We start from the raw sequence: 22,574 nt of genomic DNA on the forward strand, positions 1-22,574 counted from the left end.
TCCTTATAGAAGATGCCTATTATTCACATAAAATAAAACGTTGGAATACCCTATGCGCGCAGTGGGCAGCCTATGCGCGCAGGAGGTGGATAGTGGCAGGTACTATATCTATTTGAATCTACTTTAGAAATGCAGGTATCTATGCTAGCAGTATGCATCAGGATTTCTTTTTGGCTGGCCAAGGTGATGGATCTGGTGTATTCCTTAGTGCTTTACACGCTTCTCCCCGCGAACTAAATCCTAATGCGGAATATTCTTCCTCAGCGCATAGATCACGAGTAGAAAATTTGCCGCTGCCCCATATTTTTACAATCTTTAGTTTCTTCTCCTCCCGCTCGTTTTTAGTCTTTCCATGTCGTATATCAGCGGCATGTTTGGCTGATTCGCTTTTAATTTTTCCGGGTGCTACTTCAAGTTCTTTTTTAAGAAGCTCTGCTGTCATCTCCCAAGTCAAAGACCCATCTTTGTAATGCTCAATAGTACTATCAAGCACGCTTTCCCATCGCTCATGGTGATAAATTGCGTATATTGCTTCTGCAAATGCTTCAATTAACTGCGGCTTAGTCATGCGCTTAATCTGCGGCTCTACCTCTTCCCTCATCAAGCGTAACACGACCCCACCAGTGTGATCGATTGACGGATCTTTACTCTTCAATAGATCAATGTATTTTTGATATGCAGGCTTTTCATGTTCAGTCATTTCACGTTTCCTCTGGCGGTTTACCTTAATTCAGGAGCCACGCCAGCAGGGTAAGGATTGCCCTGTTTTCGTCCCGTCGCAGGCGTGGCTTTAAACTTTTTATGCAGCCCTAAACGGCAATATCGCTGCCCCTGCCCTTATTGCTTCCAGATAATCAGCCCAATCCTGCATCATTCTTGCGCGTGGTTCCAGATATAGAGCGTGGTTATAACTCGCTGATACTTGATCACGTTTCGCATGTGCCAATTGTAATTCAATATGCTCATGACTATAACCGCGCTCATGAAGAATCGTTGAAGCTATGCCCCTGAAGCCGTGACCTGTCATGCGTGAGTGATACCCAAGCCGGTAGAGTGCGTAAAGAATGGTGTTATTGCTCATTGAATTACCGTCCCTACGTTCACTGGGAAACAGTAAGATTTGATCGGCTGCCAGCTCTTTGATTTTCCCCAATACCGCGATAGCTTGGTTTGATAAGGGCACGATATGCGGGGTTTTCATCTTCATGCACTCAGCCGGTATACGCCACTGCTTATTATCCAGTTCTATTTCATCCCACTTGGCACCGATTAATTCACTGGTACGGACAAACGTTAAAGCCATCAGTTGCAAAGCCAGCTTTGTGAGTGGTTGCCCATCGTAAGCATCGATCTTGCGGAGTAGTTCGGGTAATTCTTTTTGATCCAGCCTTGCATAGTTGGTTTTCGTGGTGGGTTTAAGTACATCAGAAGGCTTTATATCTGCTGCTGGATTGCGTTCTGCCAGTCCATGTGCCACGGCATAACGCATGATCTGATTGCAAGTGGTTAATGCCCGCTTGGCAATATCTAGTGCACCCCTGGCTTCAATCTTCTTGATAGCCATTAGAAGCATAGGTGCTGATAACTCAGTGACAGGCTTTCTACCGATAACAGGAAAAATATCAGCTTCCAGTCTACGAATAACATAATCTGCGTGGCGTTGATTGCGTGCTGCGCTCCATTGATTCCACCAAAGACGCGCTATTGATTCAAAGCTATTTTCTGTCGCTATGGCTTGCTGCTGTTTTTGTTCTTGGCGGTGCAGCGAAGGATCAATGCTCTGTGCCAGTAATTCTTTGAAGCGCGCTTGCTGGTTACGTGCTTCTTTTAATGTCACATCAGGGTAAACACCCATAGAAAGCATTTTAGCCGTGCCATTGAAACGATACCGATATCGCCACCATTTAGCACCCGAAGGCTGAACCAGTAAAACAAGCCCATGACCATCAGGAAGTGAGTAAGGCTTCTCTTTAGGTTTTGCTGCTTTAATTTCCGGATCTGTCAGCTTCATGTGAAAACACCCTCTGCCAGTAGCTTGCAAAAATATATGAGTAACATTTTCATGAGTATTATAGTTACTCACTAACTTACTCACAAATTTATCTTGTTACTCACATTTCACATGATTGGCTACGGTTAACAAAAAACCCGCTAAACTTATCATTTATGCGGGTCTTGTTGGTGTTTCTTGGTGTTGCTAGGAACATCTGTGGCGGAGAGAGAGTCTGGCGATAATAATATTTAAGTTATTGATTAATAATAATTATATAATAAATAAATCAAATAAGTCTTACCTTCCGTCTTTCCTTTAAGAATTCCTTAATCTATAGCTCATCGTATGAAAAAAATAGCTAAGTAAGGATTCGAATCCATCAATAAGAGTAAGCTATTAAAGCGATTTGTAGGAGAAATAAATCTCGGATGGGGATTCTCAGCATTATTGCGATTCTTCTTTAATAGTTTCAACGTAAGGTTTGTTGATACTTTTTACTTACATGTAATTACGAGTCAGTGATTTTCCTCAATCTTCGGGCGTGATTAGGCAGATTTCTTGCCCTACTATCAAAAGCCATTCCGTCCGCTGAGCCATACTACTCCTTGGAGTCGCTCCAGCATTAAACGACTCAGAAAATATTATTTTTCAAGGAGTTATAATTTAAGTTCCGGATGCTTTCATGATCTTGTCAGATTTTAGATTCGATAACAAATTTTTCAACTAATTTTTAGTGTTTTTTCTAACTCTATCGGCATCATCTTCTATTCTATCGGCCTTATCTTCAGCAGCTTTTCTTAATCGATCAGCGTCATCTTCCTTTTTATCAGCTATTGATTCACCGGCTTTTTCTATAGCTTTTTTATTATCTTTATCTTCTTTTCGTATTTGATCGGCTCTATCTTCTAAGCGATCTGCTTCCTTTTCTGCTGGGTCGCTTGAAGAGCAAGCCACACCGGTAAAAATAATTAATAAAATAGCGGTTATTGATGTCGAAAATTTCTTAAGTTTAAACATTTTTAAATCTCCAGTTGATTGTACTCTTTATTGGAAGCTTCCATTCTTTATGACGCAGGAATAACTTCCTTGATAAGGATATTTTAATTCAGGATTTTCATCTGTGCGGTAGCATACCCAAGGCAAATCTATTCTAACTCTAATTTTCGAGGGGGAATTACCATATTACAACCACAATATAATTTTAACAGATTGATATTTATAGATTATTTATTTTTATTTATCATAAAAGATAGAGTTAACAAGATTTCAGTTCAACTCGTTGTTAAATAAGTAAAAATACCGGTAGAATGAATCCGCCTTGTAGCATACCTTAGACCACATCACCTTCGTAAATTGGATGTTATCTTTGAAAACTTGCTTAAATAAATTACACGCCAGGAGACAAAAGAAGGGAATAGATGCCCCCTACCCTAAAAGCCGTCGTAGTGCACAAAGTAGTGCGCAGTAAAGGCCACTAAAAATGGCCGGAACCTTCAACATGAAGATTTCAACTTTAGACATCGTTTTGACATTACGCCGTAACCAACTGCATCGAAAAAAGAGTTGGTGATGTTTTTTGCCAATCTGGATCTGTCCTATATTCAAAAATCAAGTACACCACCGTATCCTAAGTATAATTAACTTTCTGGATAACAGAGTTGGAACATGGCAAAACATTATTTTTCTTCTGAATAAAAAGAAAGAGCCCTACTTTGATGCGGTTGGCATTATTACATCATGGGCGCTCAGGAGATTTATGAGCATCGGTTATAACGATGCGCTCAACGGTACGTTTGAAAACGGAATCAATAAGACGCTTCGTGCATCAAAAGTTAGCTATCTGGAGACACTTGAATTAATTTCTGACGGATTAAAAGTGTCTGGTTCTCAGGAATACATATAAGCACTTTCTTATTCCAAGCTAACGTAAAAATCTCCGTTGCCATAAAGACAGCGGAGATTCATTATTAAGAATAAATTATTTAGTATGTTGTACGATAGGCAAACTTAATTCTCTTACACTACATTTTGCACCAAAAATAATTGCTATAAGCGCTATGATATAACTTATAAATATTAACCAAAGAATTCCACTGGCATATTGTTTTACTTCATTCGCTTTTTTCTCAATTTCATTACCTAATTTTTCGGCCTTATCTTTTACCGAATTTATCAGCTCATCAACTTGCTTTTCATCTAACTCAGTATTGCTAGCAATAAGTTCTTTCGCTTGTGTAACATCACCTTGTACCAAGTAGATCGCGATTAAGCTCATTGCTTTTGAATCTATTTGAATCACCCCGGGTTCTCTGGAGGCTGTTTGGTTTAAGTAACTTTGGCAGAATCCAAATTGGCTAACTGCCGGTAGTATTGTGCCTCAGCTTCCGCCGGCGGTATATAGCCGATGGGTCCAAGCAAACGCTGGTGATTGAACCAGAACACCCAGTTCAACGTCGCCAATTCAACGGATTCCCTGTTTTTCCATGGCCCCTGCTTGTGAATCAATTCAGCTTTGTAAAGCCCGTTGATCGTTTCGGCTAGTGCGTTATCGTAGCTATCTCCTTTACTGCCAACCGACGGTTCTATTCCAGCCTCGGCAAGCCGCTCCGTATAACGGATAGAGACATACTGGGAACCCCGGTCGCTGTGGTGAATCAAGGCACCCAGCTCCGGTTGCCGGGCGTATAAAGCCTGCTCCAGCGCATCCAGTACGAAGTCCGTGTGCATGCTGGAACTGACCCGCCAACCCACGATGCACCGGGCAAACACGTCGATGACGAACGCGACATATAGCCAGCCCTGCCAGGTGGAAACATAGGTGAAATCCGACACCCATAACTGGTTTGGGCGATCCGCCTTGAATTGCCGGTTTACGCGATCCAGCGGGCACGGCAGCGCCTTGTCCGGAACCGTGGTTCGCACAACCTTGCCGCGCCGCACACCTTCCAGCCCCAACCGTTTCATGAGCCGTTCAACAGTGCAGCGAGCTACCTGCATTCCTTCGCGCTTAAGTTGCCGCCATACCTTGTCGGCACCATACACCTGCAGGTTGGCCTGCCACACACGCTGAATTTCTGGCATCAAAACCTCATCGCGCTGGGCACGAGTGCAACGCAATGCCGGATTGCGCCGCTCGGCCGCGTGACGCCGATACCCTGACGGGGCGACCTGCAATACCTTGCAGATCGGCTCGACCCCGTGGGTGTCACGATACCGGTCGATGAACGACCTCAGGATTTGAGTTTGCGGTCGAGCTCCGCCTGGGCGAAAAAAGCACTGGCCAGTTTCAGAATTTCATTGGCGCGACGTAATTCCTTGACCTCACGCTCCAGTGCTTTGATGCGTTCGCGCTCTTCACTGGTGATGCCATCTCGTAGGCCTGTGTCGATCTCGTGCTTCTTTACCCAATCATGCAATGTCGGCGGCGCGCAGCCGATCTTGGGCGCAATCGATTCTATCGTCGCCCACAGCGAAGGGTACTCACTGCGATGCTCTTGCACCAGGCGGGCTGCTCGTTCTTTTACTTCGGGGGAATATTTGTTTGTTTTGTTCATCGCTCCATTCTCTCAAGATTTGGAGCCTCCTCAAAACCCGGGGCGATTCAGTGTTGTCACATAAGGGTCCACTTTCCCTTGATGTGCGCGGACTGTAGCATGCAGTCTGCAGAGATGGGGCAGTATTTCGTTCCAATTGAAACACAATGCTCTCTCCCGTTCATCCGGATGACTCTCTTCTTCATTCAAGAGCAGGGCGCGAACGATAGGAAGATATGCCTCGTAATCGGCCGCCCAAAGCATGGAAGTGCTCGGCTCCCACGTAAGCCTCTTCACATCAAGCGACTCCGATGGCAGTCGGCGGAGCGCAACGAGCGTTGGGTCCGTCATTGGATAGATGAGCTCGCGGGTAAGCGGCTGCTCGAATGCCATGCTCTCGAACACCACACCCTCTCTCTGGTGGAAATAGTCCCTTTTTGGGCGCAAAACGTATATGTTTTAATGCTAAGAGCCAGATGAAAAAAGATTAACAGGTGTCACCGCTTGATGCCGCTGATTCAGAATTTCCAAACGATTTCTTAACAACCTTACTCGAGATTTCCCTTATTCCCTGTATAGCCTTGTGCAACCCTGTAGTATAGATGCCGTACAGGGATATTTCCGCGGAATATAGTGTGGAAATAGATCGGACTTAGCTCATGAAGCCAATTTTCAAGAGGTCTTCCTTTTGAATCATGTTCCAGTTCTTGTGGTTTGGTTCCCACCAGAATGATCGGTTGCGAAGTTGGTTGCTGTAAGGGATACCATAAGGCATACATGACAGCCCCGCCACCGAACATGTTACGCGACCGGACTTCCTTAGCGCCTCCATCGTTATCATAAAAAGATAGTTCGCTGGCTGCGGAGAATTTATTCATACCTACAACAATAGGCTCCTTGCCGGTACTCATCCGCAACTCAGCTTCAATCTTTTCGATTTCATTAGAAGCTTCGCGCCAGAAATAATTGTCTATTACAAAACTGGGATAGGGCATCCATGGCAATCCAAGCACCGTATAGTGGAATACTGTCGCATAAAGCAGCAGAGTCACTGTGATAGTGGGCTTCCAAGTATTTTGTAGACGACTCACGGAAGCGCTGACCTGTCCAGTTTGGCCCATCATCCATGCAACAGTTGGCAGCACTGCAAGCCATACAGGGCCGTTCCAAAATAAGTGAGAATCCATGGTATGGAAGATGCTGTATATCACAAAAACAGACAGTGGTACGACAGTGAATATAAGTATAAAAAGTTGATTACGATTAGTTAATACATTTCCTCCAGTTTTTAACGCCATAATGGGCACGCAACGTATCAGTGCCAGCGATACCGCTAGAAATCCAGTGGGTGTGAGCAAAATTAAAATTTGCATGATTAGTACATGCACAGAAAACTCATAGCTGCCATCTATTCTGCGTGCGCTTTGGAACAAAAAAGAAATCCATTGGTGTTCTATATTCCAGATGATCACAGGGGAAAAAATTAGCAGGGCAAGCATGGCCGCAAGGTATGGTTGGAAACGCAGCAGCCAGCGGCGTGAAGTTGGATCCAGGATCATAAATAACAGCGCAGCTGGACCCAATAGTCCCATTGTATACTTTGAAAGAATACCCAAGCCAAAGGCTATACCCATCCCCAACCAGGCCCATTTGCGATCCGCCAGCAACACTCGTTCCATATAGTAAAGCGTAGCGGCCCATGCGGCCAGCAAAGGTGCGTCCGGTGTCATCAGAATGCCGGAGGTAAAGCCGAGCGGCAATATGGCCAACAACAACGCCGTGCGCATACCGGTTGTCTTGTCGTAAAGATTGCGCGCTAATGCGTATGAATAGCCCATAGTAATCAGGCCACAGATAAATGCGCCGATCCTGACGCCGAATTCATTGTCCCCGAAGATGGCGGTACCCAGCCAGATCAGCCAAGCAACCATGGGCGGATGATCCAGAAAACTCAGATCCATGTGCTGCGCATAGTTCCAGTAGTAAGCCTCATGCGGCAAAAGCTCGGCCTGATTAAGATAAACGAGGCGAAGTATCACAGCCAGCGCTACGATTCCAAGCGAAGCCACGCGCCAGCGTACATCCGCCGATGGTGGAGAGCTCCTAATAGGAAATACATAGAAAGCGGAGCCGAGATAATTAATAATGGCCGTGACGGCGATAGCCGGAAAAATAGCCAGTATCGTGGGTACCTGCCAGTCATAAACCATCAACGCCAGAATCCCCCCGCGCATCAGCAAAGCAAACAATCCGACTACCAGGGAACGGCCAAAATGAAGCCAGCGCAAATAACCTGGATGATGCGGACGAAACGACCACTTTGAATTAAGGGAATAATTTACACTAGCGGCCACAAGAAAGCTCATGATATGCGCCTGCGCAAGACCTGCCCCTTGGCTTATGAGTAATTGGAACAGCGCTATGTCGATCACGGCGCCAAACAATCCAACTGCCGCAAATCGGCTGGCTGTACCGATCGATACGGTACCACCGGAAAGCACCATCAAACGTTGCAAATAAGTCCATTGATGTTGAAAAGACAACTTAGATGTGCCATGCGTACGATCGCGAAAACAGATCGGTACTTCGATAACTCTGAGTTTGCCTTGCCCGGCTACGAGCAACTCGAGCAGAATCTTGTATCCACGCGCACGCTCCGCAATGGTCGTAGCCAATTCCCGACGAAAAGCAAAAAAACCCGAGGTTGCGTCGTTCACATCGCAAAGAGGGTGAGCAAGCCAGTTACCTGCGCGCGACAACCATTGACGATGCATTGGCCAACCCTCAGTGCTGCCGCCGGGAACATAACGACTACCAACCGCCACATCATGGCTGCCATTCAGTACTGGTGCCACCAGTGCAGCCAACCGCTCCGGCGGATGACTGAGATCTGCATCCATCACGACAATAACATCACTCCGGGCAAGCGCAACGCCAGCCAGTATCGAACCCGTCAGATCCGGCTTTCCACGACGCTCAAGCAGCTGCAAATTTGCACGCCCTTCCCACGCACACACCTTGTCGGCTGTTCCATCTTGCGACGCATCATCAACAAAAATAACTTCAAAACTTCCTGGAGTCAGTTCCAAAGCAGACAAACGCGTTAATAAGGGGTCAATGTTATCTGCTTCATTCAGTGTAGGAACCACTATGGAGAATTGTGGTACGCCTGGTGCTTGCATCAATCGGGCAGGCAATGAACGCATGTTTTCGAGGATATTTTTCATTAAATCAGAGGCAGTTTAAGTGTATCCCGTCAGCACTAGTTGGACAAAATAGCCTGATTGCCTCAGAGATAGTTTTGGTTCATCGTTAGCCAAAGTTGATTTACACAATTAAATGTATATTCAACAAAATAGTCTGTTCAGCAAATTTTTTCTTTTTTACAGGGAGTTAAATTACGGCTATGCTGAATAATATGCTCCTGATAAGCTACAGAAACTTTTTCATTTATTTCTACAAGTTGAAGAAACTCAAAGTCGGCAAGGGGCGTATAAGGATTCATCCTTTCCGTATTCTGTGATTTTTTCTCCAGATAAGCCACATTTTGCAGAAATATTTCTTCAATTTCTGATGCTCTCTCCATATATGCAGATGAACATGCTTTTCTTATTTGAGCGTAATTTGATATTAGGTATTCCGATTTCACAACATCAAACGCTGTTTCAACAATAATGTCGCTGCTTTCCATTAATTCCATTTTTACTACAGCATGCAGCAACATAATATTTGATGATAAATCCATTACATAGCTAGATTTAACACGATGTTTCTCTAGAGAAAACTTCTCAATCATTTGTGCGTTTCTTTCGTCAAAATGACTGCGTAAAAGTTTAAGAAAGATTTCATTATTCATATTGGCTCCATGGAATGCAGAACAATTAACTGATATTAAATCTCTGCTATATAGATGCTAGATGTAGAGTATTCCTTCTTCCTGATCAGTAATACGGATATTCGCGGCAACGATTCTCCTTCGGACTCGGTATACACAGGGTTAATAGTGCAATAAAGATCCAATCCTTGTTCACATACACTGGTAATGATCTCATCTTGACAATAATCCCAGATCTTTGCACCTGTTCGAGTCGAACGTTCAGCCTGGTTAAAAGTTATTATCGCCTGCGAATAAGGTGCCATCATGCCAATAATGTTACGGAAGTATGTATTAAGCTCTGTTGGTGGCACGTGCTTCAAGACTGCGAAACTAAAGATAAAATGCGGATACTGTATACTTGCCGCTTCGATTACTATTGGATTGATAATCTGAAATTGAGGTGTTTTCGTTTCTAAAACCCTGTCTGCAAGTAATGTCTTACCTGCCTCGTAGAAGTCGCTAACAATATCAAGCCCCAAATATTTTCCCGGCTGGAGATAGTTGATCAGATGTTGCCCAACCCGTAGGCTTCCGCATCCGTAGTCTATGCAAATGTGATCTGGCTGCAGTCCATACTTCTTAGCCATTTCAAAGTAGTTTGTACCGCGAATCTGATTTTCCGCCTGGCTAAACTGATCAGGGTCTGATGCTAGTGATCCAGATAAAAATTTCTTGTTACCAAGCGTCTTGTGCGATCGCCCTTGCTTCAATCCACCGGCGATTGAGCCTGCATAATAATCTGAGAAGCTGGCGCCCGGATGTTGAATCTTCCAGAGAAGGAATTTAATGTCGACTACTAATGCAGTTAACTTCCATCCACTTCCCTTATTGAAGCACTCGAATACAGCTCGCTTTAATGTTAGTTTCTTAACTATTCTACTGTTACTTTCAACCAATCGATTATCGTTTGAGAAATCAGCGTCCATAAAAATCCTTTTGTTGTGTGAATACTCCTAGAACGCTAACCACCCATTCAAATATAAAGTATCGTTGCCCACAGCATTCCGACCGAAACGATCATAATTATGAACACCTCCATTAAACCGGAAGTTATGAACATATTGCACTGCAAGCCGCAAGTTAGTTAGTGTGGATAAGGTAGAAGCAGATTTTCCAAAAGGTGTATAGCTCACTTCAGCAGTAAAGGATTGACTATTAGGCTTTCCCGTCTGACTGCCACTGATAGGATCTCCTGAACTGAATATGATATTGTCTTTTGTGCCCGTTGCTTGTGAATAAAACAGACTAAGACCATAAGCTTGCTGAAACGTATATCCCGCTCTAATACGGGCAGTATCAAGGCTACTGTACTTCTTTTCTGCAAGCCCCAATGCAACACTGGCATGCATATCGCGCTGCTCCCGCAAGTAGGTCGCATTTAGCTCAAAGATATGTGTCATATCCTTCAGATATTGGTAGGTGACATCAAATCCATAATCATTATAACTATCAGTACCAGCGCCTTGTAATCTTTGTGGATTAACATTAGCTTGCATGCCGTAAGTACCAATTGCTCCATAATGCCCATCCCAATCATGCTGAAGTGCTAATCGCCAGTAAGGTGCTCCGCCATTAATTTTATTTTGTTCAGCATCAAATACGTTTATCCCCTTTTGCGCATTCTTAGACAGCATGGTGTAACCACCTGCTTCCACATATAACAGATTTTTCCACATGGCATACGCAGTTGCCCCAACAACCTGAGTACCCAATGAATCAATCAGGTTTCCAGCAGCTGGCGTTGGGGTCAACTCCGATGATGCCCAAGGAAAACCCCAAACCGGTGTGGTGTTCCAAAGATCTGAAACGGAAGGTGAATTATTGGTTGATACACCATAAACTAAACTATTGCCAGCTAAGTTAGTATGATCTGCTACACGTATATCTGCGTTATCCAGTGCCCATTTAGCATCTACGCCACTGTAGGTTCCCTGGACAAAAGCACCCATATTGGAGGTAATGCGTCCTGCATAGAAAACTGAAGCCTCATCAAGGGTTGCGTTATCATTACGACCATAGCGATCGGCTGCTCCATCCTGCTGATCTTTCTGTGTATGGGTAAACGACCCGCGGACCATGCCGCTGATGGGTGGAACCCATTTCAGATTAGGGTCTGGGTTATTAGTTTTCGTTGCATAACCATTCAATTTGAAATTCCTGCCGACAGGTGTCAGGCCGGGTCCAAATGATTGAACGTGGCAGGAACTACACGCCATACCTGTTTGACGTGCAAAGCTAGGCATGGCATAAACATCCACGCCAAGAAAAATTATTATCAGTGACAAAACTAAAGAGTGGACTGTGATTCTGGATTCAAACATATCTCTCTCCGAACGTTGATCGTATAAGCATTGCTAAGTTAATTCTTATAGAACGCCAAACACTGAGATCGTCGACTTTATACTAACGCAATCCTTTTTCCAGACAAAAGCTCCTTGCCCGAGATCTCAATATGTGGCAGATATTTAGTAAAATAATATATATAATATTTAATATAAAGTAAATGCAATTATTTAATATTATTCTTGCAATAAACTATAATTAATTATTTCGAATCTTTTTTATGTAAATTATTTGTATGTTTTCTACAAATCATAATAAATATAATCACCTAAAAGGCTCATAAGAACTTACATTGAAAAATGTATCTGATACTATATCCACTATTTAATATAAGTGAGAAATAACTAAATTAGGATGTAATTCAATGTCAAAGGATTTGAATTTATCAACTTATAATCGCCAAAATAGGCTGGATTATCTAAAAATGACAGAGAAGATTGGGGCCGAATGGTTAAAGGTCTTTAACACGCCTCCAGAAGATAAGACTTTTTGGGATACAGCTTATTGGGATTTATTTTCGAAATTATGGAGAACTAAAGCAGCAGTAAAAAAAACAGATGCAATTAGTTATATGACTGGCAAAACAATGCCAACAGCTACAAAATATCTTAATTCTGCAATCAAACGAGGTTTGATTACTCAAAAAAAGAGTAAAAAAGATCCGCGCTCCAAATTAATAGGATTATCAGATGATATGCGAGAACGCCTCGATACGTATTTTGATTTCGTGCTGAAAGAAACTGAAATCTTGGCGGAAACTATCAAAAATGACACCAAGAGTAATGTGCATGACGCTTAATTGAATATCAATCCTTCTAAGTGCAGGTTTTTCTCCTATTCTCATCAGTGAAAAAAGCTTCCACATAGTTAAACACTTCATTAAATTTTACGGAAGCATCTGAAATGCGTGGTTTTTCCATATACTGCTGTTTTAGGGCACCTCTAAAAATAACTAAAAAAGCGAATCAATCCAACCCGGAGAGCTATTTCACTCGATTTTCGGAGTTTTTCTGTCCAACAATTAGATTTTTTCCTAAATTTAAGGTGACATCGGATTGTTATCCTCTCGTTTTTGCTCCTTTTAGGCCATTTCGGGCGCAATGACCCTGTCGAAACTGAAGTGCCCTTTGCGAATCAGCATCGCCACACGCTTGATGTTATAGACGAGATTGAGTAAGCCTATTTGTACCTTTGCTCTCGCACGACCTATGGTGCGAATGGTGATCCCGCCCAGTTCATTCGTCATCGAACCAAACACATGCTCGACCCGCGCACGCACCGTGATTTCTCTTTGTTACTGGATTTTTGCGCTTCCGTGAGGGGGTGATTGCGAGTACCTTTTTCGTGAATGTGACTCGTGTGTCTTGAAGCGATCAGACTTTCTTCCTGCGCATTGCTACGATAAGCTGAGTCCGCGTAAACATCTGCTCCTCCCTCTTCAGGAGATTGCAGCACTTCTTCCAAAACCTGACTGTCATGAACTTCCGCTGAAGTAACTTCCCATGTAGTGATAAGCTTGGTGTCTTGATCCACATTGGCGTGATCTTTGTAACCGTAAAACGACTCGTTGTTCTTCTTCGTCCAACGCGCCTCAATGTCTTTTTGCGCCAGTTTGTGGGGATTCTTTCCCCATTCAATCGGTACAGCACCCTCCTTGATCATCTCATTTTCTTCACGCCTATTGCGTTGTTTGGGCACGGTCACAAAGGTCGCATCAATGATCTGACCTGACTTCAGTTCTACATCCAGCTCTCGTAAACATTCATCAAATCTTGCAAACAGACGCTCCATCAGATGGTTCTCCTTCAACTCTTCCCGAAACGCCCACATGGTCTTTGCGTCGGGCACTACCCCTGTCATATCAAGTCTCAAAAACCGCATGAAACTCAATCGATCCCGGACTTGATACTCCAGCCGATCATCCGACAGATTATTCATTCTTTGCAATACCAGCATCTTAAATAGCATCACTCGATCAAAGGGCTTGCGCCTCGCTGCACTTTTCCTGAGCTTCGTCGTTGTCTCTGCGAGAAGATCAGCGAATAGATTCCAGTCAATTACGCGATTCAGTTCTACCAGCGGATCTTTTAGCTTGCTTAGCTGATCATATCGATTGTCAAGATCAAAAAAACCTAGTTGCATGGTGAGGTCTCATATCGGAAAACATAATTCTCATATTGTACATATAAAACAATGCGTTATCATAACACAGCCAAAAATAACAACATGCTTTCCCTGACCTGCCTCATTTTGTAAATTGAATTTTTAGAGGTGCCCTTTATTTTATTATTCTTTTTAATGCCGGATGCCGCGATAGCCCATGGCATTTCCGAGGAAGATAAGCTACGCATGCTAAATGGGGGTTATCTTCAATACATGGGGCTTGGTGCAAGCCACATGTTAACTGGATATGATCATTTGCTGTTTCTATTTGGGGTGGTGTTTTTCCTGTCCAGTTTCAAGGACATAGCCAAGTTTGTAACAGCCTTCACAGTCGGGCACTGCATCACTCTAATTTTTGCAACCTTCTACCAGATTACCTGGAATTACTTTTTGATTGATGCATTTATTGCGCTTAGCGTGATTTATAAAGGCTTTGACAATAACGGTGGCTTCCAGAAGTATCTGGATATGAAATCTCCCAATCTGTTGGGAGCAGTTTTTCTATTTGGCTTACTTCACGGCTTTGGCCTTTCAACTCGCCTCCAGCAGTTGCCACTCGGTGACGACAATGCCGGTATTCTGTTACGGATATTGAGTTTTAACCTGGGCGTGGAAATAGGTCAGATCGTCGCTTTGATGGTCATGGTAGCCGTGCTTTCTCTATGGAGACATAAGCCGTCTTTTAAACGATTCAGCTTTGCGTCTAATCAAGCTCTCGTTTATGCGGGAACACTCTTGCTGTTGATGCAATTGCACGGGTATCAACATGATTCTGACCCTGATAGTTTTCGCTTTCCCAGCCAAGAACACAAACATGCACATGAGGATCTAGAAGTTGAACAAAGTACCGATACTGGACGAGACAGTCTTTAATTAAATCACTACTAAGGAGTAATGTAATGAAAAACTTATTACGTATGACCCTATTGACCACCGTTTTGATTTTTTCAAGTGGAGTTATAGCGGACGAAGCCAACAGTTGCCATTTTCATGGAAAAACAATTGCTACGGAAGAAGTCGTAATTAATTGCGCGGTTGAGCGAAAAGAGCTATTGATTAAGCAAAGCAAGATCGACTCGTCCTGGAAAACGATTGAACAAGATAAGATCGAGCTAGTAGACGGAAAAAAAGGCAAAGAATGGCTAGTCACATTTACCAATCCTACTGTTGATGACAAGACGAAAGAAAAACTTTATATGTTTTTCACAGCCCCGGGCAATTTTATTGCTGCAAACTTCACCGGAAAGTAAGCTCATTAACATTTAGAGATAGTATTTGGCGCTAGTTCTTTCTTATGATTACTATGACTATGGCAAGATCGTTTCTACAATTGCACCCCAATGTGACGCAGAAGAAATATGAAAATAAAATAACAACCAATGGTAACAACAGCAGATAGACTGAGACTAAGCCAGAAACCCAGGCCATGCTTAAGCAATATGGGAAACAGCAAGAACAATAGGAGTGAAGGTAATACTAACCAGAAAATTTGCATTGAAAGTTCTGCAATCTGAGATAGCGGAGAGCCGTCAACGTAGAGCCAAACAAACGCAAACAATGATGTAAGTGGCAGAGCTGCTACGAGTGCAGCAAAGCCTGTGTTCCGCTTTGCAATTTCTGTGATGGCCACGATGACAATGGCAGAGAGAAGGATTTTGAATGTGTAATAAAGCATAAGCCTGATTTTTAATCAGTATCCCACATGAGCAACAATAAAGGGGCTGAAAAGGCTAGCGGTAGTTTCATTATATTATTGAAGATCCTAGGTATTTCGATTTTCTCAGTAAAGAGGCCCCTACCTGAATGCCATTGGATTTATGATCATCCTTCTCAGTTGAGGAAAGTATCAGATTCATAGTTGTCTGTCTCCCGATATTTTTGTAGCAACAGTATGTAAATCTGCTTGCCGCTTAATCCTGACGGGCTCCATACTTGACAGCGTAACTTAATATGTTGAAAGTACAATTGCGAAAATGGCACAGATCAATATTTTAATTTTATTAGCTAAAACTTTATCCACAATTTCCGTGGATAAAGCTGTGGGCAACTGCTTTATGTAAGGTAGGCGTAATGTTTATCCAGGGTGCTTCAAAAATATGCTAAAGATTTTTCAATCCCGACTAATAAGCAAGGTTCAAAAATCGTATTTTCATACTTTATAATCCGGTGTGTTATTCCATTGCTCCTAGGATATTTTTAGCTCATCCTTGAAGCAGATGTGGGCTGTGCGGTAGCATAGAAAACCATAAGTAATCAGCTGGCACACATTTAGAGTTGCGGTTAAGCATTTTATTATTTATGTAACGGTTCTTTTTAGAAGTTAGTAAGTGTCGTTTGAAATCCATGCGTTGATGTAAAACACGAACGATCAGAGTCTGTGTCCTTGGGTATGTAGAAACGACATGGAGCTATAGTCAAATCTGGTGTATAGAGAATCAAGCGGCATTCTGTTTTTGATCCTCTGCTTGTTTAATACCGTTAACAAATTTAACGCCATTGATTACATCTGCTAACAGATTATAACCTCTTAAGCGGAACCATTTTTTCTGTGCGGTTTCCATGAGTTTGAATGCCATCGTCAGTGTTGTTATACGGCTTCCACAATTTTTCGTTTTGGCAGTTCTTAGTCTGACAGTAGCAAATACAGACTCAATTGGGTTGGTGGTTCTGATGTGCTGCCAGTTCTCGGCAGGATAATCATAGAAAGCCAACATGGGATCTTTGTCCTTGGCCAAGCAATCCATCGCGCCTGGATATTTTGGGCTGAATCGTTCAATACAATCATCAAATGCTTTGTAAGCCTCTTCCCGAGTTTCCGCTTGCCAAATATCATGCAAGGCTTCTTTGACTTTGGGTTGCATGATATTTGGGTAGTTTCTCCAATACATTGGCGGTCTTATGCACCCAGCAGCGCTGCTGATCGGTTTCTGGCCAGAGCTTGGTGACAGCTTTCCAGAATCCCAGAGCGCCATCACCGACAGCCAATTTAGGTGCGTTCTTGAGTCCTCGCTGCTTTAAATCCGTTAATACTTCCTCCCAACTCGCAGCCGATTCACGGTAGCCGTCAGACAACGCCAGCAATTCTTTGCGCCCCGTTTCATCGGAACCGATAATCACCAACAAACATAACCGGTCTGAATCGCCCCGGGTTTTGAGGAGGCTCCAAATCTTGAGAGAATGGAGCGATGAACAAAACAAACAAATATTCCCCCGAAGTAAAAGAACGAGCAGTCCGCCTGGTGCAAGAGCATCGCAGTGAGTACCCTTCGCTGTGGGCGACGATAGAATCGATTGCGCCCAAGATCGGCTGCGCGCCGCCGACATTGCATGATTGGGTAAAGAAGCACGAGATCGACACAGGCCTACGAGATGGCATCACCAGTGAAGAGCGCGAACGCATCAAAGCACTGGAGCGTGAGGTCAAGGAATTACGTCGCGCCAATGAAATTCTGAAACTGGCCAGTGCTTTTTTCGCCCAGGCGGAGCTCGACCGCAAACTCAAATCCTGAGGTCGTTCATCGACCGGTATCGTGACACCCACGGGGTCGAGCCGATCTGCAAGGTATTGCAGGTCGCCCCGTCAGGGTATCGGCGTCACGCGGCCGAGCGGCGCAATCCGGCATTGCGTTGCACTCGTGCCCAACGCGATGAGGTTTTGATGCCAGAAATTCAGCGTGTGTGGCAGGCTAACCTGCAGGTGTATGGTGCCGACAAGGTATGGCGGCAACTTAAGCGCGAAGGAATGCAGGTAGCTCGCTGCACTGTTGAACGGCTCATGAAACGGTTGGGGCTGGAAGGTGTGCGGCGCGGCAAGGTTGTGCGAACCACGGTTCCGGACAAGGCGCTGCCGTGCCCGCTGGATCGCGTAAACCGGCAATTCAAGGCGGATCGCCCAAACCAGTTATGGGTGTCGGATTTCACCTATGTTTCCACCTGGCAGGGCTGGCTATATGTCGCGTTCGTCATCGACGTGTTTGCCCGGTGCATCGTGGGTTGGCGGGTCAGTTCCAGCATGCACACGGACTTCGTACTGGATGCGCTGGAGCAGGCTTTATACGCCCGGCAACCGGAGCTGGGTGCCTTGATTCACCACAGCGACCGGGGTTCCCAGTATGTCTCTATCCGTTATACGGAGCGGCTTGCCGAGGCTGGAATAGAACCGTCGGTTGGCAGTAAAGGAGATAGCTACGATAACGCACTAGCCGAAACGATCAACGGGCTTTACAAAGCTGAATTGATTCACAAGCAGGGGCCATGGAAAAACAGGGAATCCGTTGAATTGGCGACGTTGAACTGGGTGTTCTGGTTCAATCACCAGCGTTTGCTTGGACCCATCGGCTATATACCGCCGGCGGAAGCTGAGGCACAATACTACCGGCAGTTAGCCAACTTGGATTCTGCCAAAGTTACTTAAACCAAATAGCCTCCAGAGAACCCGGGGTGATTCAGATAACCATTTCTAACCACTGCCGATTTACCTTCAGCGGTTTCTAAAAGTCCATACCGCTCAATAAAGATCGATACTTCCGCTTCAATAGCTGCAGCCAACATTTTACGTGCACCTTCCCGGAGCACCTCTTGCAACGGATCATCCTGCTCTGGTCTATTCAGTTTAAAAACATTATTATCTGTCATTGCGGTGTTCTCCTTATTTTGATAGTTGATCTGGGCAGATCTTTATCAACAGATTACACCGCTCTCTTCTCCTGTCATACACCAGAAATGATCATAGCTCAACGCTTCTAGCTAGCCTCGTAACTTATAACTCAATCATGCACTATGGGTTTAAAAATTTACTTGCAATGGAAGATAAAACAAAAATGACAAATAAAAAACTGTATGGCGCGAAGAAAGACTTTGAAGCCGATGTTGTGCAGTCTGTCGAAGAAGGAAATCCCAGTGAAGTAACTCATGCAGCATTTATCGTAGCAACTTATAGAGGGGAAAATCCCCAGCCAGAGCCTAAACGAGTAGGGAAATGGCTGCTCTTTGTTGCTGAAAAATATATTGACGACACGTGGCGCAACGTAAAGAAGGCTGTTGAAGATGGAAAACTATGGAAGCAAGCAAAGGTATCCACTGCTTGGCGAAGCAAGGGTAGCGTTTATGTCGTGTGTGTTTACACCTACGATTGTGATGATGAGAGCGATGTTATGAAAATAAGAGGTCATCTGCGTGAAATGGGTTTCAAAAGAGCTGCGTCATATAAAAGCGATGAACAAACCATCGCCGGTATCTATTCTGACCTCTCTGCAGGTTTTGCTCTGTATAAAGCCTAACCTGAAATCGGACAAGGTGGTGTTTTGAACGCTGTAGAGATTGAAGAAGCAATATCCAAACTGGCGGAGCAACCATTTGATCCGGCACAATTCCCTTATGCATTTTTGGAAGCATTTGGGAACAAGGCCACGACCATCAGCCGTCTGAGAAGCGGCAATAGCAACAAAACCGATATAGCAGGTGCAGTCCTCCAGTACAACAACATACATATTTCAGCCTGCCCAGCTGGTGAAGTGCTAAAAACACTGGAAAAACTCAGAAACAGACCAGCAACCAATCGCCAGAAAGCCAAGTTTATTCATGAAGTTTTTTAGTAAGCTCTAGCAATAGTAAAAACATCGAACTAACCTATCCACCTTAACCTATTCGTAAAGTCTAAATTCTTGCGCCAAATCCTAAACTGTGCCAGCACATAAAAAATGTCTAGGCTCATTCCTGCGCTAACAAATCCCTATTGAAACAAATTTCTTGAACAAATAAGCTAGCACCCGAAGAGATTAAACCACTTCAAACAACGAGTTTAAACAGCAAATAGAGATTCACTCGTGCCTAAGAATGCTTATGACGACTACATCCGCATCCAGGTATGTGTACGTGATTTACCGGATCGGTTTTTGGCTGAAGTGAACGTATTGCCAGGTCACGGCCACGCGCCATGTTGCCATGCGTCGCGGGAGCAGAAAGAATAACCTTTTCTGTCGTACTCCCGCATGCCGGACAATTTGGATTGGGCGCATTCATTGAATGACGCGTCTCGAATTGTAGTTTGCACTGTGTGCACAAGTAATCATAAGTTGGCATTTAGAATCTCGTCCATTAATCAAGGCATTTCTAAGAAATGTTATGACGCGACCACTTGGCACAACAAGTGATCACGTTTCCAGGTTTTTCTCTTGAACTTAGCTCCAACGAGGTGGTTGCTTCACTTTGACGCCGAATTGCGCTGAGGTGACATCGGTTCTGGCTCGTTTTTCAGCATCTCGTGTCGGTGCTCGCAGCCGGCGAGTCTCAACTTCCCAAACCCATCCGCTGATGACCACATCCTTGGGAATGAGCGGGTGATTTTTAAATGCCTCTATTGTCTTCATGCAGGTTTCATCCACGTCATCCATCATCCCGATCCACTTAGCAAAAGCGCCTTTGTCCAGCTTTAATTCGGGCAATGTCGGGTCCATGGCGATATTGTCGGTGTCGATCCCTTTGTCACGTAACATTTTTTCAAGATCGGTCGCATTGACAGACAGCATACCGCATTGCGTATGTTGTACGATGACGATTTCCTTTGTGCCAAAGAAGTTGCAAGTCAGCATTGCTGAGCGAATTGCATCATCGGTAACGATACCTCCGGCATTACGGAAGCAATGCGCATCTCCACCACCTGCTGGAGTATCTACATGGATACCTAGCGCTTCATCTATCGGTAGACGTTCGTCCATACAGGCAAGCACCCACAACTTGCGATTATTATGTCCGTCCTGACCATGACGGCGGCGTTGTGCCCAGAGATCATATGCGGCAACGCGTGTGCCTAATTCTTCTTTGAGAGTTTTCAATTTGTCGTTCCTCGTTAATGGTTGAATTTTAAACTCCTTAAAGTGATCTACTTTTTTCAGTAGCGCCTGAAGGAATTCATACCGGATATTTACTCCGCACATCTGATCATTTTTAGATGCAGTGAAATTAAACGCAAATACCATGCCACTAAAATGAAATTATATTTCTCATTAATTACAATTGGTTGGATTATAGTTATTGCCACAATAGTGTAGTCATGATTCAATTAGTGAAGTTAAACTTCACTAATTGATAATCCATGAACAATAATCCGCTTTCTGAGTTAACACCGGTCTTTTTTCTACAAACCTTTATTCTTGAGCTTATGCATGCAAGCGAACAACAAGGACAAAAGCATTGCGAACAGTTGATAGAGCATATAGCCAAAACTGCAGGATGCTTTTTTGAAGAAACTTATCGGGAAAATACTCATAAAAGCGAACATCTCGATGTTGAAAGCTATACCGAACTCATACTCGGCATCAAAAACAATATCGGTGGTAAATTTTCACTGGCTTCCAGTAATCAGGACTGTATTACAGTTACCAACACCTGTTGTCCTTTCGGCGAGCAAGTTACCAACTTTCCTGAATTATGCAGAATGACATCCAGTGTATTTGGGGGTATCGCAGCCAGAAACTTTGGTTATGCCAAAGTTGAAATCAAAAAAAGTATAGCCCGCCAGGATGGCAAATGTGAAGTATGTATTTACACCAATCCACATGCAGCAAAAGGGCATGCCGGAATGGAATATACCGATACAACGCCAGTCAAGGAAATTAATGATATAAATGAATTGCAGTGTCGAATTGAATCAAGCATGCAAAGGCTTTGGCACAAACAAAGTACGCAAATATCAAAAAAACATCAGTCTCCTGCGATCATAGCAAAGTCACCGATGATGCAAAAAATACTGCAATCAATCGAGGTTATTGCACCTACTCTGGCAACGGTGTTAATACAGGGTCAGACAGGTGTAGGTAAAGAGCTGATAGCACGTGCCATACATGCGATGAGCGATCGCTGCCATAAACCATTCGTCACCATTAATTGCGGCGCAATTCCGGAAAGTCTGATTGAAAGTGCCTTGTTTGGACATGAGAAAGGCGCATTTACTGGTGCTATAGAAGTACACCATGGGTATTTTGAGCGAGCCGAAGGCGGCACTCTGTTTCTGGATGAAGTTGACTCATTATCGCCAGCGGCACAAACCCGATTGCTTCGTGTGATCCAGGAAGCAGAATTGGAAAGAGTTGGCGGAAAACAAACATTGGCAGTTGATGTAAGGATCATCTCAGCAACGAATCAAAATCTGGAAAGTCTCGTTAAACAGGATTTATTCCGCAATGATCTGTATTACCGCATCAATGTTGTTCGTTTAAGTATCCCCCCCTTGGCCGAGCGACCGGAAGATTTACCTTATCTTGTGCAATTGATCATTCAGCGATTGAACAAGAGGTATAACAAAGAAGTTGAATCAGTAAGCCGTGAAGTCATGCAGAAAATCCGCGCCTATCATTGGCCAGGCAACGTCCGTGAGTTAGAAAACATCCTTGAACGCAGCATCCTGTTCGTCAGCAGCAAAAAAATGACTGAATTGGATTTAGAGCTACCAACTCAAGCAAAAAACATCGTTGAGTGGAAAAACATAAAAGAACATACCCTTACAAAAATTGAGAAATCATTCCTTGAAACAGCTTTGAAACAGCATCACGGAAATATAAAAAGAGTCTCTGAGAACATGGGAATTACTTCTCGTGCTGTTTACGCCAAACTAAAAAAATACGAAATAAACTTGGCAGAATTTCGGATTCTTGATTAAAAATCATCC

At 43.9% G+C, this 22,574-nt stretch carries 21 protein-coding genes, 2 pseudogenes and 2 other annotated features; of the genes and pseudogenes, 8 read left to right on the forward strand and 15 right to left on the reverse strand.

Features of this window, described 5'->3' with window-relative positions; all coding sequences use genetic code 11:
• Positions 1-157: 157 nt before the first annotated feature.
• From NIT79A3_RS09045 to NIT79A3_RS09055, 3 genes are all read right to left on the reverse strand, one after another.
• Entirely contained in the window at positions 158-700 is a 543-nt protein-coding gene (locus tag NIT79A3_RS09045) for a hypothetical protein (protein ID WP_013965902.1), read from the reverse strand.
• A gap of 99 nt (positions 701-799) precedes the next feature.
• Complete coding sequence (locus tag NIT79A3_RS09050; protein ID WP_013965903.1) at positions 800-2,011, reverse strand: integrase arm-type DNA-binding domain-containing protein; 1,212 nt, start codon at positions 2,009-2,011, stop codon at positions 800-802.
• A gap of 705 nt (positions 2,012-2,716) precedes the next feature.
• Complete coding sequence (locus tag NIT79A3_RS09055; protein WP_013965904.1) at positions 2,717-3,010, reverse strand: hypothetical protein; 294 nt, start codon at positions 3,008-3,010, stop codon at positions 2,717-2,719.
• Positions 3,011-3,749: 739 nt separating this feature from the next.
• On the opposite strand from NIT79A3_RS09055, the gene NIT79A3_RS19125 reads away from it, so the two are divergent.
• The gene (locus NIT79A3_RS19125; RefSeq protein ID WP_013965905.1) at positions 3,750-3,896 is read left to right on the forward strand and encodes a hypothetical protein; all 147 of its coding nucleotides are present in this window, start codon (positions 3,750-3,752) and stop codon (positions 3,894-3,896) included.
• Between the two features lie 75 nt (positions 3,897-3,971).
• On the opposite strand, the gene NIT79A3_RS09060 is transcribed toward NIT79A3_RS19125, so the two are convergent.
• From NIT79A3_RS09060 to NIT79A3_RS09095, 6 genes are all read right to left on the reverse strand, one after another.
• The gene (locus NIT79A3_RS09060; RefSeq protein WP_013965906.1) at positions 3,972-4,292 is read right to left on the reverse strand and encodes a hypothetical protein; all 321 of its coding nucleotides are present in this window, start codon (positions 4,290-4,292) and stop codon (positions 3,972-3,974) included.
• A 26-nt stretch (positions 4,293-4,318) separates the two neighbouring features.
• Positions 4,319-5,547 (reverse strand): IS3 family transposase gene (locus tag NIT79A3_RS09065; RefSeq protein ID WP_156797054.1). Its coding sequence is split into 2 segments (ribosomal slippage): positions 4,319-5,259 and positions 5,259-5,547, totalling 1,230 coding nucleotides; the frame shifts between segments, so codons are not numbered across the junction.
• Positions 5,153-5,269, reverse strand: a sequence feature (AL1L pseudoknot). Its footprint overlaps the gene before it by 117 nt.
• A 527-nt stretch (positions 5,548-6,074) precedes the next feature.
• Complete coding sequence (locus tag NIT79A3_RS09080) at positions 6,075-8,753, reverse strand: glycosyltransferase family 39 protein (protein ID WP_013965909.1); 2,679 nt, start codon at positions 8,751-8,753, stop codon at positions 6,075-6,077.
• A gap of 137 nt (positions 8,754-8,890) precedes the next feature.
• Positions 8,891-9,382: a hypothetical protein gene (locus NIT79A3_RS09085; protein ID WP_013965910.1), complete on the reverse strand. Its 492-nt coding sequence runs from the start codon at positions 9,380-9,382 to the stop codon at positions 8,891-8,893.
• A gap of 35 nt (positions 9,383-9,417) precedes the next feature.
• Positions 9,418-10,329, reverse strand: a complete 912-nt coding sequence (locus NIT79A3_RS09090) for a class I SAM-dependent methyltransferase (protein WP_013965911.1) — start codon at positions 10,327-10,329, stop codon at positions 9,418-9,420.
• Between the two features lie 27 nt (positions 10,330-10,356).
• The gene (locus NIT79A3_RS09095) at positions 10,357-11,724 is read right to left on the reverse strand and encodes a hypothetical protein (protein WP_013965912.1); all 1,368 of its coding nucleotides are present in this window, start codon (positions 11,722-11,724) and stop codon (positions 10,357-10,359) included.
• Positions 11,725-12,110: 386 nt separating this feature from the next.
• On the opposite strand from NIT79A3_RS09095, the gene NIT79A3_RS09100 reads away from it, so the two are divergent.
• Positions 12,111-12,545 carry a hypothetical protein gene (locus tag NIT79A3_RS09100; RefSeq protein ID WP_013965913.1) on the forward strand — a complete coding sequence of 145 codons (435 nt, stop codon included), beginning with the start codon at positions 12,111-12,113 and terminating at the stop codon, positions 12,543-12,545.
• Between the two features lie 282 nt (positions 12,546-12,827).
• Here NIT79A3_RS09100 and NIT79A3_RS17890 read toward each other — a convergent pair.
• Positions 12,828-13,888, reverse strand: a pseudogene (locus tag NIT79A3_RS17890) (IS5 family transposase).
• A gap of 129 nt (positions 13,889-14,017) precedes the next feature.
• Here NIT79A3_RS17890 and NIT79A3_RS09110 point away from each other — a divergent pair.
• Complete coding sequence (locus tag NIT79A3_RS09110; protein WP_013965914.1) at positions 14,018-14,782, forward strand: HupE/UreJ family protein; 765 nt, start codon at positions 14,018-14,020, stop codon at positions 14,780-14,782.
• A 26-nt stretch (positions 14,783-14,808) separates the two neighbouring features.
• Positions 14,809-15,159 (forward strand): DUF6488 family protein, encoded by a 351-nt coding sequence (locus NIT79A3_RS09115; protein ID WP_013965915.1) that lies wholly within the window; start codon positions 14,809-14,811, stop codon positions 15,157-15,159.
• A 74-nt stretch (positions 15,160-15,233) separates the two neighbouring features.
• On the opposite strand, the gene NIT79A3_RS09120 is transcribed toward NIT79A3_RS09115, so the two are convergent.
• The gene (locus NIT79A3_RS09120; RefSeq protein WP_013965916.1) at positions 15,234-15,584 is read right to left on the reverse strand and encodes a DUF3147 family protein; all 351 of its coding nucleotides are present in this window, start codon (positions 15,582-15,584) and stop codon (positions 15,234-15,236) included.
• A gap of 760 nt (positions 15,585-16,344) precedes the next feature.
• Positions 16,345-17,056: pseudogene (locus NIT79A3_RS09125) on the reverse strand (IS256 family transposase); the annotation flags it as partial.
• A 38-nt stretch (positions 17,057-17,094) separates the two neighbouring features.
• On the opposite strand from NIT79A3_RS09125, the gene NIT79A3_RS09135 reads away from it, so the two are divergent.
• Positions 17,095-18,323, forward strand: a protein-coding gene (locus NIT79A3_RS09135; protein WP_156796972.1) for an IS3 family transposase whose coding sequence is annotated in 2 segments (ribosomal slippage) — positions 17,095-17,383 and positions 17,383-18,323 — 1,230 coding nt in all. Because the reading frame shifts where the segments join, the coding sequence is not laid out codon by codon here.
• Positions 17,373-17,489: a sequence feature (AL1L pseudoknot), on the forward strand. It overlaps the preceding gene by 117 nt.
• Here NIT79A3_RS09135 and NIT79A3_RS09140 read toward each other — a convergent pair.
• A complete protein-coding gene (locus NIT79A3_RS09140) occupies positions 18,320-18,544 on the reverse strand; it encodes a hypothetical protein (RefSeq protein WP_013965918.1) in 225 nt (74 codons plus the stop codon). The genes NIT79A3_RS09135 and NIT79A3_RS09140 overlap by 4 nt on opposite strands.
• Before the next feature lie 185 nt (positions 18,545-18,729).
• Here NIT79A3_RS09140 and NIT79A3_RS09145 point away from each other — a divergent pair, with 185 nt between their 5' ends.
• Together NIT79A3_RS09145 and NIT79A3_RS09150 are read left to right on the forward strand one after the other, a co-directional pair.
• Positions 18,730-19,188 carry a putative phosphothreonine lyase domain-containg protein gene (locus NIT79A3_RS09145; RefSeq protein WP_041360830.1) on the forward strand — a complete coding sequence of 153 codons (459 nt, stop codon included), beginning with the start codon at positions 18,730-18,732 and terminating at the stop codon, positions 19,186-19,188.
• A 24-nt stretch (positions 19,189-19,212) separates the two neighbouring features.
• Positions 19,213-19,503, forward strand: coding sequence for a type IIL restriction-modification enzyme MmeI (locus NIT79A3_RS09150; protein ID WP_013965920.1), 291 nt, complete (start codon positions 19,213-19,215; stop codon positions 19,501-19,503).
• 235 nt (positions 19,504-19,738) lie between these two features.
• On the opposite strand, the gene NIT79A3_RS18305 is transcribed toward NIT79A3_RS09150, so the two are convergent.
• Together NIT79A3_RS18305 and NIT79A3_RS09155 are read right to left on the reverse strand one after the other, a co-directional pair.
• A complete protein-coding gene (locus NIT79A3_RS18305) occupies positions 19,739-19,990 on the reverse strand; it encodes a zinc ribbon domain-containing protein (RefSeq protein ID WP_013965921.1) in 252 nt (83 codons plus the stop codon).
• 98 nt (positions 19,991-20,088) lie between these two features.
• Positions 20,089-20,742: a carbonic anhydrase gene (locus tag NIT79A3_RS09155; RefSeq protein WP_041360832.1), complete on the reverse strand. Its 654-nt coding sequence runs from the start codon at positions 20,740-20,742 to the stop codon at positions 20,089-20,091.
• 260 nt (positions 20,743-21,002) lie between these two features.
• Between NIT79A3_RS09155 and NIT79A3_RS09160 the strand changes: the two genes are divergently transcribed.
• Entirely contained in the window at positions 21,003-22,565 is a 1,563-nt protein-coding gene (locus NIT79A3_RS09160; protein WP_013965923.1) for a sigma 54-interacting transcriptional regulator, read from the forward strand.
• The last annotated feature ends 9 nt before the right edge of the window (positions 22,566-22,574 follow it).

This window comes from Nitrosomonas sp. Is79A3 (assembly GCF_000219585.1).
Lineage (GTDB): Bacteria > Pseudomonadota > Gammaproteobacteria > Burkholderiales > Nitrosomonadaceae > Nitrosomonas.